Origin of the sequence: Empedobacter sp. UBA6745 (assembly GCF_002453775.1) — a bacterium.
GTDB lineage: Bacteria > Bacteroidota > Bacteroidia > Flavobacteriales > Weeksellaceae > Empedobacter > Empedobacter falsenii_C.
Genome location: NZ_DKHL01000017.1, coordinates 50,642 through 69,420, shown reverse-complemented (window position 1 = coordinate 69,420; position 18,779 = coordinate 50,642). Strand labels below are relative to the sequence as shown.

15 protein-coding genes are annotated in these 18,779 nt (G+C 32.0%); 9 read left to right on the top strand and 6 right to left on the bottom strand.

From position 1 onward, the window contains the following. Together B4H69_RS05785 and B4H69_RS05780 are read right to left on the bottom strand one after the other, a co-directional pair. The coding region (locus B4H69_RS05785) for a GEVED domain-containing protein (RefSeq protein WP_291093113.1) at nt 1-2,797 on the bottom strand (2,797 nt) is incomplete at its 3' end. A 246-nt stretch (nt 2,798-3,043) separates the two neighbouring features. Then, a complete protein-coding gene (locus tag B4H69_RS05780; protein ID WP_180906366.1) occupies nt 3,044-3,628 on the bottom strand; it encodes a TlpA family protein disulfide reductase in 585 nt (194 codons plus the stop codon). Nucleotides 3,629-3,786: 158 nt separating this feature from the next. Here B4H69_RS05780 and queA point away from each other — a divergent pair, with 158 nt between their 5' ends. The 5 genes from queA to B4H69_RS05755 are packed head-to-tail and all read left to right on the top strand — an operon-like array spanning nt 3,787 to nt 8,245. Beyond that, nucleotides 3,787-4,836, top strand: coding sequence for a tRNA preQ1(34) S-adenosylmethionine ribosyltransferase-isomerase QueA (queA, locus tag B4H69_RS05775; RefSeq protein ID WP_038336356.1), 1,050 nt, complete (start codon nt 3,787-3,789; stop codon nt 4,834-4,836). 7 nt (nt 4,837-4,843) lie between these two features. Next, on the top strand, nt 4,844-5,893 hold the full coding sequence (rlmN, locus tag B4H69_RS05770; protein ID WP_038336309.1) for a 23S rRNA (adenine(2503)-C(2))-methyltransferase RlmN: 1,050 nt from the start codon (nt 4,844-4,846) through the stop codon (nt 5,891-5,893). A 12-nt stretch (nt 5,894-5,905) separates the two neighbouring features. Continuing rightward, a complete protein-coding gene (locus B4H69_RS05765) occupies nt 5,906-6,859 on the top strand; it encodes a hypothetical protein (RefSeq protein ID WP_291093111.1) in 954 nt (317 codons plus the stop codon). A gap of 56 nt (nt 6,860-6,915) precedes the next feature. After that, on the top strand, nt 6,916-7,848 hold the full coding sequence (locus B4H69_RS05760) for a polyprenyl synthetase family protein (RefSeq protein WP_291093109.1): 933 nt from the start codon (nt 6,916-6,918) through the stop codon (nt 7,846-7,848). A gap of 58 nt (nt 7,849-7,906) precedes the next feature. Further along, entirely contained in the window at nt 7,907-8,245 is a 339-nt protein-coding gene (locus tag B4H69_RS05755) for a hypothetical protein (protein WP_291093107.1), read from the top strand. Between the two features lie 110 nt (nt 8,246-8,355). Here the strand turns inward: B4H69_RS05755 and B4H69_RS05750 are convergent, their stop codons facing one another. Next, complete coding sequence (locus B4H69_RS05750) at nt 8,356-9,270, bottom strand: GNAT family N-acetyltransferase (protein ID WP_291093105.1); 915 nt, start codon at nt 9,268-9,270, stop codon at nt 8,356-8,358. A gap of 95 nt (nt 9,271-9,365) precedes the next feature. Between B4H69_RS05750 and kbl the strand changes: the two genes are divergently transcribed. Then, entirely contained in the window at nt 9,366-10,565 is a 1,200-nt protein-coding gene (kbl, locus tag B4H69_RS05745; RefSeq protein WP_291093103.1) for a glycine C-acetyltransferase, read from the top strand. Nucleotides 10,566-10,617: 52 nt separating this feature from the next. Here kbl and B4H69_RS05740 read toward each other — a convergent pair whose 3' ends face one another. After that, nucleotides 10,618-11,286 carry a CheR family methyltransferase gene (locus tag B4H69_RS05740; RefSeq protein ID WP_180906364.1) on the bottom strand — a complete coding sequence of 223 codons (669 nt, stop codon included), beginning with the start codon at nt 11,284-11,286 and terminating at the stop codon, nt 10,618-10,620. Nucleotides 11,287-11,409: 123 nt separating this feature from the next. Here B4H69_RS05740 and B4H69_RS05735 point away from each other — a divergent pair, with 123 nt between their 5' ends. Together B4H69_RS05735 and B4H69_RS05730 are read left to right on the top strand one after the other, a co-directional pair. Then, nucleotides 11,410-14,097, top strand: a complete 2,688-nt coding sequence (locus tag B4H69_RS05735; protein WP_180906363.1) for a PD-(D/E)XK nuclease family protein — start codon at nt 11,410-11,412, stop codon at nt 14,095-14,097. A gap of 138 nt (nt 14,098-14,235) precedes the next feature. Then, a complete protein-coding gene (locus tag B4H69_RS05730) occupies nt 14,236-15,504 on the top strand; it encodes a dicarboxylate/amino acid:cation symporter (protein ID WP_180906362.1) in 1,269 nt (422 codons plus the stop codon). Nucleotides 15,505-15,586: 82 nt separating this feature from the next. Here the strand turns inward: B4H69_RS05730 and B4H69_RS05725 are convergent, their stop codons facing one another. After that, on the bottom strand, nt 15,587-15,904 hold the full coding sequence (locus B4H69_RS05725; protein ID WP_180906361.1) for a GNAT family N-acetyltransferase: 318 nt from the start codon (nt 15,902-15,904) through the stop codon (nt 15,587-15,589). A gap of 102 nt (nt 15,905-16,006) precedes the next feature. Beyond that, a complete protein-coding gene (locus B4H69_RS05720; RefSeq protein WP_349679656.1) occupies nt 16,007-17,128 on the bottom strand; it encodes a metallophosphoesterase in 1,122 nt (373 codons plus the stop codon). Between the two features lie 266 nt (nt 17,129-17,394). Here B4H69_RS05720 and B4H69_RS05715 point away from each other — a divergent pair, with 266 nt between their 5' ends. Further along, a complete protein-coding gene (locus tag B4H69_RS05715) occupies nt 17,395-18,639 on the top strand; it encodes a GTP-binding protein (protein WP_291093097.1) in 1,245 nt (414 codons plus the stop codon). The last annotated feature ends 140 nt before the right edge of the window (nt 18,640-18,779 follow it).

Below are 18,779 nucleotides of genomic sequence, written 5' to 3'. Positions count from 1 at the left end.
TAGTACTTCCATCAGCATATTTAATTGTTACAATATAAACACCTTTGCTAAGTGCTGATAAATTAAGCTCTGTAGCTGGTTTCATATTTGCTAATGTTCTTCCAGAAAGATCAGTAACAACAATAGAAACAGCATCTTTAACATCAGAGATTCTTAACACATCTTTGAATGGATTAGGATATATTGATATCGTAGTTTTACTCATGTCTGACACGCCTAATTTTCCTACATTAACAGTATAATCTTCCATCTCACCATATGCCTCGTTTGCATTATTTGGTCCGCAAGCGAAATGATGACCAAAAGCATCTGCTTTTGATGCAGATAATACAACTCTCATTCTTGTTTTTCCTAATTTTGCATCAGCAGGAATAATTACATCTTTAGTAAGAACTTCAGCAAGTCCTGTTCCTACGTATGTATACTCATTTTCTTCAAAAGTACCATTCTGGTTAAAATCAATCCACACACCTACAGATTCATATAACCAACCATCACCTGAAGGTCCAACTTTTACAGAAATAGGATAAGTTCCTCCAGTAGACACTTCTGCAACCAATGATGTGAAATCAGAATAACCTGTTGCTCCGCTACAACTAGAATCTTTATTAACTCCTGCAAATGTTACATTTTCAATAACATCACCATCGTTACAAATCATATTAATTCCGTTGTTACAGTAAGTGTAGTTAGCAGCTGTTGTGAATGAAATCTCTTCACATCCTGTTGCATCACCCGTTTCATTTGAAGCTACCACTTTTACAAAATATTTTGTATTGGCAGATAAAGAAACATTATAACTTGTTTCTGTAACTTCTTTACCATCTTCTATATCGTAAGTTCCAGAAGCAGTTCCTATATATACTTTATATTTATCTGCATTATCAATAGTATTCCAAGTGATTTTAGTAGTTGTCATTACATCAACTGCATCTTTTATTGGAGCTGTAATTGTAACACAATCAGGAAGTGTTGCTACCCCTTCTTTTATATCAATTGTATAATCTTCGACTTGACCATATGTAGTGTTTCCACATGGCTGAGGATCTGTAGAATATGTTGTTCTAACTCTCATACGAGTTTTTCCTAATTTTGCATCAGAAGGAATTTTCACAACCCCAGTTGATGTAGCTGCATTTACAGTCATATTTGTTTTTTCGTTGTCTGTAAACACTCCATCTTGATTATAATCTATCCAAACACTTGTTTTATCACCATAGAAATTAGAAATCTTAACCTCAATTGGGTATTTATTATTAGTTTGAACATTCCCTACAATATTAGTGAAATCTTCGTATCCGTTATTATTATATAAAGCTGTCGAAGCATTATCTATATCCGCGAATTTAACATTAAAAATTCTTTCAAAACTATTACTTGTAGAAGTCGCTTGAGCATCACAATATGTAAGTGCAGTAGATTTTACATTAATTGTATACTCTTCTACTTGACCATTTCCAATATCTGAACAAGCAGTAGAAAGAGCATTATGAATAACAGTAGTATTTGTGAAATTATACTTCACTCTCATTCTCTTGTCTCCGGCTTTAACACCTGTTGGAATAACTAAATCTCCTTTTAAATTAATTACACCACCTGTTACAACATTTGACACCAACATTGTTGCTGTTGTATTGAAATAAGCTTCTCCCGCATCATCAAAATCACCATCTTCATTCCAGTCGACGTATATAGTAGCAGCAAAATTATTACTTCCTGATCCTATTCCAGATAAAGTAAATGGCACTGACGTTACATCATCATTCATTTCGAATTTTGTTGTTGTAAAATTTTGATGAGCTTCAAACGCTCCAAAAGTAGTAGCCGTTTCATCAGATATTTTTTCAACATCTCCAAATTTGAATGATTTGATTGGGAACATCTGAGCAGGAATAGTAGTAATAATCGGTCCACAATAAGGAGCTAACGCATTTTCACCTGTTGTAAATGTAGTTTCCACACAACCTACAGCATCTCCTAAACTATTAGTTGCAACAATTTTAGCAAAATATTTCGTATTAGCCGCCAACGCTTGAGCTGCAGGTAACATATAACCTGAAGATAGTTCTTCTCCATTTATTGCATTGTAATTAGCTGACACACTTCCTAAATACAATTTGTAAGCATGTGCATTTGCAGCAATTCCCCATGTAAAAGTTGGTCTAACAAAAACACCTGTCGCACCATCTACTGGAGTAGAAAGAGTAGTACAACTTGGAAGAGCATCAACCTTTTGTAAAATAGAAATATTATCTAAAAATACTAATGCTCCGTTAGTATTATTCGCACTTGAACTTGTTACTGAAATTCTAAACCTAAAATTTGCTCCATTAACAATTCCATCAGCTATAGAGGCTGTAACATGTACACATTCACCTGTTGTTCCACTATATGGAATCGTAGAAACTGTTGTAAAAGTAGTCCCTGTAGAAGCAGTAGAATATTGTACAAGAATATCTCCTTTAAGTTCCCCTACATTATTTTGTAAGAAATCCTCTATGACATAATCAAAGCTAATGTCAACTTGCTTTCCATTAGTCACCATCGCTGCAGGCTTAGTATAAGTAAGAGTAGCTGTTTTTCCAGAGGCAGCAGTTCCCACTAAAGCAGCTCCCCTAGCTCTATCAGCTCCAGTACACCCCGCGTTATTATACACTCCTGTATAGTTAGCTGGTGTATAACCTCCAGCTCCAACCCAAGTCGACGGAAGCGTTCCTTCGAACCCCTCTTTAACTGAGACTTGTGCATTCGCGCCAATTCCTAGCGCCATACCACATAATAGTAAAATTTTCTTCATAAATATTAATTAAATATTAGTAATACAAACATACATTTTTAATATCAATACGAAAAAAATAAAGGAAATTATTTAACTAATAATCAATAAAAACATTATTTTAATTAATTATTAAACACTATTTAAGAAAATAAATCTATATTTATTAAAAATAAATAAAAAGAATTCAACAAACTACATTCGGTTTTTTTCATAAAAAATGTCTCTAAAAAGTATAATTTTAGAGACATTTTTTAAAACTTTTTTTTATTTCATTATTTTGAGAATATCAACCAATTGCTGATTGATTTCTCCTGTTTGATAATCCATCGGTGCAGGCGCGCGATCAATCATAATATTTCCTTCTTTGTCTAAAATAATAAAAGTCGGGATATATTCTATCTTATAATCAAAGCCAAAGTTATCTTCTCTTCCTGCAAATAACTGTACACCAGACATCTGATTTTCTCTCACCATTTTTTCCCAAATTGGCTTATCTTCTAATTTATCCAAAGAAACACTTACAAAATGAATTGGTGCATTATGAAATTGTTTTTCCAATTCTTTCATAAAAGGAATTTGAACTTTGCAAGGTCCACACCATGTTGCCCAAATATCCATGTAGACATATTTTCCTTTGAAATCTGATAAGTCAAATCGTTTTCCATTGATATCAGCCAAAGAAAAATCTGGTGCTTTTATCAATTCTTTCGGAATTTCTGATTCTGGTGATTCTTTTTTTGCAACAGAATCAATCTTTTCTATTTCAGCAGATTCTTCAATTTTTTGTTCGGATTTATTACAACTAAAAAATGTAAAAAACATTGATAGTAATAGTAGTTTCGTTTTCATTTTATTTTTCAAATAAGTATTAAAAAACTTGATAATATCTATAAGTCTTTCGTCAAAAATAAACATTTAAACGTTAGCAATTTCATAAAATACCTCAATTCACTTGACAAAGGGGTATCTGACATCGTATATTTGCAAAAAATTGTACAATTATGAAAATGAAAACCTCCGATTTCGACTTTACTTTACCTGAAGAACTTTTAGCAGATCGCCCTTCTGAAAACAGAGACGAAGCTCGCTTAATGGTTGTTCACCGTGACACCGGAGAAATTGAACATAGACAATTTAAAGATCTTATCGAGTATTTCGACGAAGGAGATGTAATGATTCGTAACAATACGAAAGTTTTCCCTGCTCGTTTGATGGGTAACAAAGAGAAAACTGGTGCTCAAATCGAAGTTTTCTTGCTAAGAGAATTAGATGCTGAGACTCGTTTATGGGATGTTTTGGTTGATCCTGCGCGTAAAATTCGTATCGGAAATAAATTATTCTTCGATAATGATGATACATTAGTTGCAGAGGTTGTTGACAATACAACTTCTCGTGGACGTACTTTACGTTTCTTATTTGATGGATCTTACGAAGAATTCCGTGCAAAATTGAAAGAATTAGGAGAAACTCCACTTCCAAAATATATTTTACGTGATGTTGAACCAGAAGATGCAGAGCGTTACCAAACAATTTATGCAAAACACGAAGGAGCTGTTGCTGCACCAACAGCTGGTTTACACTTTTCTAAACACTTATTAAAACGTTTAGAAATTAAAGGTGTTGATTTTGCTGAATTAACATTACACATTGGTTTAGGAACTTTTCAAGCTGTAGAGGTTGAAGATTTATCTAAACACAAAATGGAGTCTGAGCAAGTTATTATTCCTCAAGAATCTGCTGATCTTGTAAATCGTGCAATTGACGAGAAGAAAAAAGTTTGTGCTATTGGTACAACTTCTATGCGTTCTATCGAATCTTCTGTTTCTGCAGATGGTCATTTAAATGCATTTGATGGTTGGACGAACAAATTTATTCACCCACCATACGATTTCTCTATTGCAAATTGTATGATTACAAACTTCCACACACCAAAATCTACATTAATCATGATGATTTCTGCGTTTGCTGGACACGATTTAACAATGAAAGCATACAACGAAGCTGTAAAAGAAGGATACAAATTCTACTCTTACGGAGATGCAATGTTAATCTTATAAGACAAGTTTGAGTACAACAAAAAAAGATATACGAAAGCTTTCACAAGCTGAGATTGAAGATTATTTCAAAGAGATTGGAGAAAAATCATTCCGCGCAAAACAAGTGTACGAATGGTTATGGAAAAAGAATGCGCATCAATTTGATGACATGACGAATATCTCAAAAGCTCTACGTGAGCAATTGGGAGAATCTTTCCAAATTCAACCTGTTGAAGTTGATCTTCTACAAAAATCTAACGACGGAACCATCAAGAATGCTGTTAAGCTTCATGATGGTAACGTTGTGGAATCTGTTTTAATTCCGACTGATTCTCGCACAACTGCCTGCGTTTCTTCGCAAGTTGGTTGTAGCTTGGATTGTACTTTTTGTGCAACAGCGCAATTAAAACGTATGCGTAACTTAACAGCTGCCGAAATCGTTGATCAAGTTGTGATTATCGATGAAGAAAGTAAACGTTATTTCAATCGTCCTTTAAGCAACATCGTATTTATGGGAATGGGAGAACCTTTGTTAAATTATAACGAAGTAATTTCTGCCATCAAAAAAATTACATTGCCAGAAGGATTGGGAATGGCGCCAAGACGAATTACAGTTTCGACTTCGGGAATTCCTAAAATGATTGAAAAACTGGCTGATGAAGATTTACGCGTTAACCTTGCGGTATCTTTACATTCGGCTCGCGAAGAAGTTCGTAATGTGATTATGCCTTTTTCTGTTAAATTTCCGTTGACGGATTTAATGGATAGCCTTCAATATTGGTACCAACAAACAGGTTTACGAATCACCTTCGAATACATTGTTTGGGGCGGTGTTAATGACAAAAAAGAAGACATTGATGCATTGGTGAAATTCTGTCGAAAAATTCCTTCTAAAGTGAATATTATCGAATATAATTCGATTGATGACGGAATCTATAAACAAGCATCAGAAGAAGCTGTTAACAATTATATCAAAGCTTTAGAATCCAACAATATTGTGGTAAATGTACGTCGTAGCCGTGGAAAAGATATTGATGCAGCTTGCGGACAATTAGCCAATAAAACTGGAAATGATTAAAAAAATAATCAAATGAAATATTTAGCCATATTTTTATTTTTGATTCTAACTAAATTCTCTTTCGCGCAAATAGTAGAAAACATCGATACAATTTCTATTGATGATTATAAAATGGAAAGTATCAACTTACCTCCTACTTTGAACGAAATTTCGACTTTAGAATATGAAAAAGACGATAAAAATGTGGCTTCTTTTTGGGGTTTAAACGATTCTGATTCCAAACCAGAATTGTATCGTTTTGATGCAAAAACAGGTGAAATTATCAATACAATTTTCATCACAAATGCTTCAAATATCGATTGGGAAGAAATGTCTTCGGACGATAATCGAATTTATTTTGCAGATTTCGGAAATAATTTGGGCAAACGAAAAGATTTAGCCATTTATTTTATAGAGAAATCAAACATTGATTATTCAAAATCTTATCAGCAATTAAAAGCTGAAAAAATAGAATTTTATTATCCTGAACAAGAAACTTTTCAATTCAAAAATATGACAACAAATTGGGATGCAGAAGCATTTTTTGTCTACCAAAATCAATTGCATATTTTTACAAAAGAATGGTCAAATATGGCAACGTCTCACTATGTTGTTCCTATTGATTCTTCTAAAAAACACGCAGCCAAAAAGTTAGAAACTTTTCCTACAAATTACGCTGTAACTGCTGCTTATATCGATGCTAATGTAAATAGTTCTACCAAAGGAATTTATCTATTGGGCTACACAAAAGAAGCGTTAACTTTTATCAATTGGTTTGATTTGCCAAAAGATAACAATCAGTTATTCTTCACTTCTCAAGTTAAAAAAATAAGTTTACCTTTGGGCTTCACGACACAGTTGGGACAATTGGAAGGGATTTCAGTTTTGCCAACCGAAAACAAAATTTGTTTTAGCGGAGAGGAATTTAACTATAAAGGATTCTATGCAAAACAGGTTGTACATTGCATCAATAATTTTACGAATTAAAAAACTAAATTTTGGGTAACACGGTAGATTTGATTAAAGCTCCGATCGCGGAGGAAATGAAATTGTTTGAACAGAAATTCTTCGAATCGATGAAGAGTAATGTTTCACTTCTTGACCGTATTTCCAATTATATCGTGCGCAGAAAAGGAAAACAAATGCGTCCGATGTTTGTCTTTTTAACTGCAAAATTGAATGGCGAAGTACAAGAACGTACCTACCGTGCGGCTTCTTTTATCGAGCTTATTCACACTGCAACTTTGGTTCACGATGATGTCGTGGATGATAGTACATTGCGTCGTGGTTTCTTTTCACTTAATGCAATTTGGAAGAACAAAGTAGCTATTTTGGTTGGAGATTATTTTTTATCAAAGACCTTAATTATTTCGACTAAAAATAAAGATTTCGATTTACTTGAAGTTGTTTCAGTTGCGATACAAGAGATTTCGGAGGGTGAATTATTACAAATCGAAAAAGCACGTAAACTTGATATTACTGAAGATGTCTACTTCGAAATTATCCGAATGAAAACCGCAACGCTTATTGCCGCTTGTTGTGAAGCTGGTGCTCGTTCTGTTGGTTGTACGGAAGAAGTTGCAAAGAAAATGCATCGCTTTGGTGAATTGGTTGGAATTGCGTTCCAAATCAAAGATGATTTGTTTGATTATACCACTTCTAATGCCATTGGAAAGCCTGTCGGAATTGATATTAAGGAACAAAAAATGACATTACCTTTGATTTATTCAATCAATACAGCGAATGAAAAAGACAAAAAATGGTTGATTAATTCGGTAAAACGTTACAACAATGACAAAAAACGTGTACGAGAAATTATTCAGTATGTGAAAGATCACGGCGGAATTGAGTACACGCAAAAAATGATGAAAAAATATAGCCAAGAGGCTTTAGATATACTATACGAATTTCCCGAAAATGAATTTCGAAATTCATTGGAAACCATGGTGAAATACGTTATCGAAAGAGAAAAATAACAAAAGGACTTCTAATTGAAGTCCTTTTTTGTATATTACGATATTGTAAAGCTTTTAAATGAAAAAAGATAATATCATACTTACTATTTCACTATTTTCTCCTCTTTTGTTTTTAGGTTGTATTGTTGCATATTTTTTTCTTTCTCCAAAAACTTATTCTCCTTATGAGTACTATAAAACAATTCATTACAAAGGAAATGTTCAAAAGATATATACAAAATATGAAAGTAGAGGAAATCGATTAATGGTTAGAGTAAAATATTCAGATTATTATTTACCTTATGAAAATGCTAATCAATTTATCGAAATAGGTGATTCAGTTGTCAAGAATAAAGGTGAAACATCTTTACATATTTTTAGAAATAAAATTTTAATAAAAAGTTTAATTATAGAATAAACATATCTAATCATATTACAATTAAAAATCTCATTAAAATCTTCTTAAATTACTCACAAAAAAAGCTGCTACAAATTGTAACAGCTTCCATATATTATTCTAAATATTTATTAATTTAAATTCTTTTGATAAATATAATCATCCATAATGTATCCATTTCCGATGTCAAATGTTTTTGATTCCATATTCTTGAAACCATTTTTCTCATAAAAACGAATTGCTTTCGCATTATGTTTATTCACCGTTAAATGAACAGCTTTTGCGCCTTTTTCTTTCGCATAATCCACAACTCTATTCAACATCAATTGTCCAATTCCTTTGGTTTGATTAGACTCTTTCAAGTAAATTTTAGATAAGAAAACAGTATTATTTTCATCTAATTTATAATGTAAATAACCAGACGGAACATTATCAATTTTCAGGATTTCCCAAACATCTCCATTAGCAATTCCTTCGTTTACTTTATCATTATTATACATCATATCAATCATATAGTTGATTTGATCTTGCGATAATAAATCCTTGTAACATTCGTTCCAAATCTCACTTGCCAAAGGTTGAACCAAATGAATATTTTTCTCATTAACCGTATGAAAATGTGGATAAACGTCTAATTTTACTGGATTTATTTTTTGATTAACTTCTAAATTTTGTAGAATTTCATCTTTACGTTTATCAATTTCGCCTTCTAACATTTGCAATGTCCATTTACGTTTTAATGAATTGTAATAAAACATTCCGATTCCAATATATAAAAAGACTTGTACAGCAATTGACACATAATTTTCTGCCAAAAATTTATTCATTTTAAGGCTATTTTCCATCAAATTATCCATAGATGAACTATTAAAATTAACACCTATATCAATAATTCCTGAAGCAAACAATAAAACAAATACAAAAGAAAAAGCAATTTCACCCGCTATGTATAATCCTACTGCTGATAAAACCGTTTTTAATTTATCCTTTTTGAAAAATTTTGCTAAGAAATAGAACTGAAAACTAAATATGATGATTAGAAACACTGTTTATTATATTTTTATGTCTTACAAAGTTAATGAAAAACTAAGCTAAACCATTATATTTGTATGAAACAAATCAAAACAAAAAGTGATTTATTATGTATAGCGATAAATTTCAAAACTACTTACAAACGCAATTGAATGATTTAGAAGAACAAGGATTATTCAAAAAAGAACGTATCATTGCTTCTCCTCAAAGTGAAGAAATTACATTAGAAAATGGTAAAACATTACTTAATTTTTGTGCGAACAACTATTTAGGATTATCTGATAATAAAGATGTTATCTCAGCTTCTCAAAAAATGTTAGATGACCGCGGATATGGAATGTCTTCGGTTCGTTTTATTTGTGGAACGCAAGATGTACACAAACAATTAGAGAAAAAAATCGCTGATTTCTTAGGAATGGAAGATACGATTTTATACGCTGCTGCTTTTGACGCAAATGGTGGTGTTTTTGAGCCTTTGTTTACGGAAGAAGATGCGATTATTTCTGATGAATTAAACCACGCTTCTATTATTGATGGTGTTCGTTTATGTAAAGCTGCTCGTTATCGTTATAAAAACAATAATATGGCTGATTTGGAGGCTCAATTGATTGCTGCTTCAGAAAAAAATCATCGTTTCAAAATTATTGTAACAGACGGAGTTTTCTCTATGGATGGTATCGTTGCAGACTTAAAAGGTGTTTGTGATTTAGCTGATAAATATGATGCTTTGGTAATGGTTGATGATTCTCACGCAACTGGTTTTATTGGAAAAACTGGACGTGGAACACATGAACACAACGAAGTAATGGGACGTGTAGATATTATTACATCTACTTTAGGTAAAGCTTTAGGTGGTGCAATGGGTGGATTTACTTCTGGTAAAAAAGAAGTAATCGAAATGTTACGTCAAAAATCTCGTCCATATTTATTCTCTAACTCTTTAGCTCCTGGAATTGTTGGTGCTGCTTTACAAGTGTTAGAAATGTTAGAAAATGATACAACTTTACGTGATAAAGTAATGTGGAATGCTGAATATTTCCGCAAAGAGATGGTTGCTGCTGGTTTTGATATTCCAGAAGGTGATGCTGCAATTGTACCTGTTATGTTGTATGATGCAAAATTATCTCAAGTAATGGCTGACAAATTATTAGATGAAGGTGTTTATGTAATCGGATTCTTTTTCCCTGTTGTTCCTCGTGATAAAGCACGTATTCGTGTACAATTATCTGCTGCACATACAAAAGAGCAATTAGATCATACAATTGCTGCTTTTACAAAAGTTGGTAAAGAATTAGGAGTGATTAAGTAAGAATCCTCAATCTTTATATACAAGCCGTTTCATATTTCGAAACGGCTTTTTTTTATTTCTTTTGTAACAGTAAACAAGAAGCAGAATAATTTCGCTTAAAATATTTCAAATAATACTTCATCATAAATCTCCAATCTTGGAATTTATAAAAAGGAAGAAAAATTCGTATTAATTTAATCGGAATTAACCTTGGTTTATCCTTCAATTGTTGATAAAAACTATATCCTGTTGTAATTTCTCTAGCATCTTCCAATTCAAAATTTTGAAATAAATCTTGATATAATTTAGATGGATTTGGTCTATAGTAACTCTCTACCGGATCTGGAGCTGGCGGAAAAATAAAAGAATTAGTTACAATTAAATAACCATCTTTCTCCAAAATTTCATACAATATTTTACAAAGCTTTTTTCGTTGTTCTTGATCGATATACATCAACACATTATTGAACAAAATACATTTCACTTTATATTTTTTAACTTCCTCTAAAAAAGCTAAATCATATAAATCTCCTACCAAATCTACTCCATCAGCAGATTTCATATCTAGATGAATTACATTTTCAGCTTCATTTGGAACTAAACTGAATATATTTTTCTGAATATGACTTTGTCGGTTCGTTCTGTATTCTTTTGTAGAACTACCTACATTTAAAATTGGATATGAATTTGATGATAAATTATTTATTTTTTCTCCGATCCAAATTGATTCTTCAATTAGCATTATTTTCTAGATTGGTTAGTATAAAAGTAATCAAATTCTTCAAAGTATATAAATTTTTAAACGCCACAAATTGTCTCTCAAAATCCTTACTTTTACAACAACTCAACGAAAGAAAATTTCAAAATGGCTCAATTCATAGAAAATGTTGTAAAAGATTTAGTCCAAAATCAAAAAAACTTTATCAACACCACTTTAGTTTTACCAGGAAAACGTCCCATGTTATTCTTCAAACAAGAATTTCAGCGTCAAGCGCAAAATATCATTCTTCCACAAATGAAAAGTATTGAAGAATTGATGAGCGAACTTTCTGGTTTAGAAATTATTTCTGGAATTAATCTATGGTTCAAAGCGTATCAAGCTTATAAAAAAATCGTTGACAAACCTGATTCTTTCGAAGATTTTATCAAATGGGGACCAACTGTTTTGAAAGATTTCGATGATATCGATGCTTCTTTGCAACCTGCGCATAAAGTTTTAGACTATTTGGTTTCAGTGGAACGAATTAGTCAATGGGGAGATGGAAAAATTGAGATTGGAAAAAATGAAATCATTCAAAATCACTTAACTTTTTGGGGAATTGTTTCAAAATTATATTTTCAATTGCAACAAGATCTGTTGGATTCAAAAGAAGGTTATGCTGGAATGGTTTTCAGAATTGCGAGCGAAAAAGTTGAAGAAATTGTTGAAAATAGAACTTCACATTATGTTTTTGCTGGATTTAATGCCTTAACAAAAGCAGAACAAGCGCTTATTTTTCGTTTAGAAAAAGAGAATCTAGCCACTTTATATTTTGATGCGGATAAATATTATTACGAAAATCCTAATCAAGAAGCGGGTTCTTTTCTTCGAAAATATAAAGAGAAAATAAAACCGATAAATTGGGTGGTTGATGAATTTTCGAAGCCAAAAAATTTGCAAACAATTGGTGTTGCAAAGCAAGTTGGACAAGCAAAATATATTGCAGATTTAATTAGAAATCTCAACGAAGATGAAATAAAAAATACGGCTTTGATTTTGGCTGATGAATCTATTTTACCTTCAATTCTTAATTCATTGCCCGAAAATATCACGCACCTTAATATTTCGATGGGAATTCCCTTGCGTTCGGTTCCATTAGCGCAGTTTTTCAAATCAATTTTTGAGTTGCAAATGAATCGGGAGAAGTTAGGAAAAGGGACCATGTTTTATTTCAAAAATGTCTTACAAATTCTTGAAAATAAAACATTATCTCTTTTTAGCACAGAAGAAAGTCGAAAATTAATTGGAGATATTCGATTACAAAATAGAATATTTAATTCTCAAAATTCGATTCAGAATTCGTTAGGAGAATCAATCTTTAAATCTATTTTTCATATTCCGAAAAGTATCACTGAATTTATTCATCATCTAAAAAATTGGACAGACGATTTATTGCATCATCCTTCGATGAACGATTTGTTGATGAAAGAATATTTATTCTTTTTCAAAAAAGTTTTCAATCAATTGCATGAAAATTTGTTGAGTGTTGATGATATCAAAGATTATAGAACCTTGTTTTTATTATACAATAAAATCGTTTCTTCTGAGACAATTTCCTTTATTGGAGAACCTTTGAAAGGTTTACAATTGATGGGATTATTGGAAACTCGTTTATTGAATTTCGATAATATTATCATGACTTCTGTGAATGATGAAATTTTACCTTTGGGACGACAAAACAATACATTTATTCCGTACGATATTCGTAAACAAATGAAATTGAATACTTTTACAGAAAATGATTCTATTTATGCTTATCACTTTTATCGTTTGATTCAGCGTGCGAAAAATGCTTATTTCGTGTATGATACCGAAGCTGACGGAATGGGCTCTGGAGAAAAATCTCGCTTTTTAGCTCAAATCAAATTTGAAAGTAATCACGAAGTGAAAGAAACTTTTGCTGCACCAAGTTTTGTCACAAAACCTTTGAAAGAAATCATTGTTCCAAAAACTGATGAAACAATGGCAAAGCTTCAAAATTGGGCTGAATATGGAATTTCACCTTCTTCACTTTCGACCTATTTACGCAATCCGTTAGATTTTTATGAGCAACGTGTTTTTAATGTAAATGAAGTCGAAGAAGCCGAAGAAATTGTAAGCGCAAGAACATTAGGAAATATTGTTCATGGTGCTTTGGAGGATTTGTATACGCCTTATATTGGACATATTTTGCATGAAAATGATTTCAAAAATATCGAAAAAATAAAAGATAAAACCTTACAAGAACATTTTAGCAAAGAATATAAAGATGGACATTTGGATAAAGGTCCAAATTATTTGATTTATAAAATTGCAGAACGAATTGTAGATGGCGTTTTGTCTAAAGATACGACTACAGCAAAGGAAAATGAATTTGTAATTCGAGCTTTGGAAAGCAAGCACGAAGTTGATTTTGCACTTACAAATGGCAAAATTGTAAAACTGAAAGGGGTAATTGACCGAATTGATTCTGTCAATAATCAAATCCGAATTATTGATTACAAAACTGGTTATGCGAAAGATATTTCGGTGAAAACCGAAGAAATAGAAACCGTTTACCAAAAAGAAGATAAAGCGAAACAATTACAATTAATTTTCTACGCACATTTATTTTATGCAGACAAAGAAAACTTAACTAAAGACATTGAATTGTGTATTTATCCAATCAAATTTCCAAATAAAGAATTAATTAAACTTTCGGTTGATAAAAACACCACCATCGATTATTCGATTGTCGAAAATTCTACAGCACCGATGTCAACATTAATCGAAGAGATTTTAAATCAAGAAATTCCGTTCAAACAACCAGAATAGTACTCAATACACTATAAAGAAAACCCTTTGTAAACACTACATACAAAGGGTTTTATATTTAATTTGGTGTATAAATCAATTTATATTCTTAATAATTTGCTAAAAAATAGTAGTTTTGGAAAAGTTTAAAATCGCATAATGAAAAACAATAAACTTTTTATAGCTATTATTATTGCCCTTCTTATCGGGGTTGCGCTTGGAGGATATGTACATTATAATACCTCGCCAGAATTTATTAAAACATTTTCGACTAACATAAAACTTCTTGGTACTGTTTTTATTCGTCTTATTCAGATGATTATTGCGCCTTTAGTTTTCTCAACTTTAGTAGTTGGTATTGCTAAAATGGGTGATATGAAAATGGTTGGACGAGTTGGTGGACGTGCAATGGGGTGGTTTATCACAGCTTCTCTTACTTCTTTGGTGATTGGTGCTATTGTTATCAATGTAATGAAACCTGGAGAAGGATTGAACATTGAGATCGATTCAAGTTCTGCTCAAGATTTATTAAAAGGTCAAGCTTCGCTTACATTAGAGCATTTCATTACACATATGATTCCTAAATCTGTTTTTGAATCATTTGCAACAAATGAAATCTTACAAATCGTTGTTTTCTCTATTTTCTTTGGTGTCGCGATGGCAGCTTACGGAAAAGAAGGAGAAATGATTACGAAAGCGTTAGACAAAATTTCGCATATCGTCTTAATCATGGTTGGATATATAATGTGGACTGCGCCATTAGGAGTTTTAGGAACTATTTCTGCTGCTATTGCAACGTACGGATTCGGTATATTCTTACTTTATGTTAAATATTTAATTGCATTTGTAATTGGTATTTTGCTTCTTTGGGCTGTTTTAATTTTGGTTGGATATTTCATCTTAGGAAAACGAGTAATCGACTTATTAAGACACATCAAAGCACCTTTACTAATTGCTTTCTCTACAACTTCATCAGAAGCTGTATTCCCAAAATTAGTTGAAGAATTAGAAAAATTTGGAGCTCAAAAGAAAATTATTTCGTTTACTTTACCGCTTGGATACTCCTTCAATTTAGATGGATCAATGATGTACATGACGTTCGCATCGCTATTTATCGCGCAAGTTTATGGAATTCACATGCCAATCGAGAAACAAATTTTGATGTTATTAGTCTTAATGCTTACTTCAAAAGGTGTTGCAGGTGTACCAAGAGCTTCATTAATTGTAGTGGTTGCAACTTGTTCGATGTTTGGAATTCCACCAGAAGGAATCGCATTGATTTTACCAATCGACCATTTCTGTGATATGGCACGTTCGATGACGAATGTTCTTGGAAATGCTTTATCGACTGTTGCAGTTGATAAATGGGAAGGACACCTCGCAATTGAGCAAACATATACACACGATGATGATCATCACAAAGCTTAAATAAATTGCTTTTCAAAAATATAACAAGAAATGCGACCTAATAAAGGTCGCATTTCTTGTTATAATATCATTCGTTAACCGATTACAATTCGTTATATTTCGGAAATTTAGGATGAACAATTCGTTTCCATTCCGGATGCTTTTTGATGTAGGCATACACATAAGGACAATACGGAAACAAAGGATTTTTATGTACCTCCAAATAAAACAATGTTTTTTCTACCAAAGCAGCCGCAACGCCTCTTCCTCCTAATTCTTCAGGAACTTCGGTATGAATCAATTTAATGATATCATCTTCTTGTTTATAATCTATAAAAGCGATGTATCCATCAACATTCAACTCAAAGCGCGAAGTTGATTCATTTTTTAGAACCTGTAAAGGAATTAATTCTTCATTCATTTTATTTCTTTTTTTATAACAATAATCCGATAAAAATCTGTTTTCAGAATTGATATACATCAAAAAAGCAACCAAAAATTTTGATTGCTATTTCCTACTATTTTATACTGATTTCAATTCTATTAACGTGATTTCTGGCCAAATCCCAACTCTTCCAGGATAAAAATGATAACCAAAACCTCTATTCACATTGATGATCTTTCCTTCAAAATCATAAAATCCTGCCCATTGCGGATATACATATTGCGCAGGACTCCAACGCAAACCAATTTTCGGAACTTCAATTCCCAACTGCATTCCGTGCGTATGTCCAGACAAAGTCAAGTCAAAATGTTTGGTATGATTCTTCAAAATTTCATTCCAATGCGAAGGATCATGTGACATCACAATCTTAAAATCTTCTGCATTTACATAATTCGAAGCTACATCAATATCTCCTAATTTCTTAAATCGTGTTCCCCAATTCTGAACGCCAATTAACGCAATTTTTTCACCATTCTTTGTAATAAATCGGTTTTCATTCAATAATAATTTCATTCCAATCTTAGGGAAAATCGCTTTGATTTTCTCGAAATTATCTTGTTTTTCTTCCTCCGTTTTCCAATCCGAATATTCACCATAATCATGATTTCCTAACACTGCAAAATTTCCGTGTGGCGCTTGTTTTATTTTCGAAAAAACATCGTACCATTTATCCATTTCCCAATGAAAATTATTCACAATATCTCCCGTAAACAACAATATATCAAACTCTTGTTGATTGATTAAATCGACTGCATATTCTATCTTTTCACGATTATCCAAACTTCCCGAATGAATATCTGTAATATGTAAAATCTTGAAACCATCAAACGATTTTGGTAAACGTTGATACGCTAATTTTTTCTTGATTACTTTGAAATTATATTTTCCTAAAGTCATTCCATAAATCAAACTAAAAAAAGGTATTGAAGCCACTGTTAATCCAGAAATCATCACAAATTTTCGGCGAGAAGGTAAATAAGAATCTTCTTTTGTTGGATGATTTGTTGCACGATTAAATAGCCAACCAAATCCTCTAAAAATATCTTGAACAAGAAAAAATAAAAACATAATCAATCGCGGAAAACCAAACAACATAAACAGACCTGTTGCCCACATTGTCGTTTGCGTTTGACCGACATTACGATCAAAAAAGATTAAATTATATCCAAAATTACCCAAAACAAGTAACCACAAAAGCATATTTCCGAAAAGAATATACTTGTTTTGAATAAATTTTTTAAAGTTAAAATACAGGTAAATTTCAAGTACGATTGAAATAATTATTAGCGTGATAACACTATTGGTAAACATTGTTTTGATTGATTTTTAACAAAAATAAAACATTTCCACACATAAATAACTTTTCATCAAATTCTTAACAGAACATTATAAAATTTATAGATGATTCTACACAAAAATTTGCGTGATAAAAACGTAACTTTGTAGCATATTTTTAAGCATAAATTATGAAAAATAGACTACCTGTAACGGTACTTTCTGGATTTCTTGGAAGCGGAAAAACGACACTTCTTAATCATATATTACACAACAAAAAAGGACTAAAAGTAGCAGTTATCGTAAACGATATGGGCGCGGTAAATATTGATGCTCAAATGGTTTCTCGCGAAAATGATTTAATTCAAACGGATGAAAAATTGGTTGAATTGAGCAATGGTTGCGTTTGTTGTGAATTGCGCGAAGATTTGATTGTAGAAATCGAGAAGTTGGCTCGATCAGGGAAATATGATTATTTGGTTATCGAAAGTTCTGGTATTTCTGATCCAGGTCCTATTGCGCAATCATTGGATTTTGTTTCGCCAGATGGTAAAATTGATTTGCCAAAAGTTGCGCGTTTAGATACGTTGGTAACTGTAGTTGACGCTTATAATTTCTTCAAAAACTTAGGAACTGATGAAGATGTTTTTGATCGTGGTTTTACAGAAAATAGAGAAGATAATCGTCCGATTGTGAATCTTTTAATCGATCAAATTGAATTTTCAAATGTGATTATTCTAAATAAAATGGATTTGGTTGAAGAAGAAACGTTGATGAATATTGAAGCGTTTGTGACAAAATTAAATCCTTCTGCTAAAATAATTCCTGCAAGTTTTTCTCACGTTGAATTAACTGAAATTTTGAATACCAATTTATTTGATTTTGAGAAAATTCAGGATATGGATGCTTGGGTAAAATTATTAGAAGAGCAAGAAAAAGAGGAACATCACCATCATCATCACGACCATGATCACGAATGTGGCGAACATTGTACGCACGAACATCACGATCATTTGGAAGAAAAATATGGAATGACTTCTTTTGTTTACAGACAAAAAATTCCATTTCATGCAGAACGTTTTTTAACGTATTTGAATGATAATTTTCCTGTAACGATTTACCGTTCAAAAGGTTTATTTTGGTTAGCAAATCGTCCTGATGAAGCAATTTTCTTGAGTCAAGCTGGTGGTAGTATCCGAATTGATCCTGCAGGAGCTTGGTGGTGCTCGATGCCGTATGAGGAAAGAATTCAGTTTGCAGCATACCAATTCAACCAAAAAACGATTGACGCAAAATGGTCGAAAGAATGGGGAGATCGAATGATAGAACTTGTTTTTATTGGACAAGGTTTGGATAAAGAAAAAGTTACACAAGAATTAAATTCTTGTTTGCTGAATGAGCAAGAAATTGCAGAATGGCAAGCAAAACATAATTAAAATAAAAGAGCCTTATTTCGATTTGAAATAAGGCTCTTCTCTTATCATTCTTATTCTAAAAGATTTAAACAGATTTATTACATTTATCAAATTCATTATCGTTATCTAAAAGCTCGGTTAATTACAAACAAGTCTGTTTG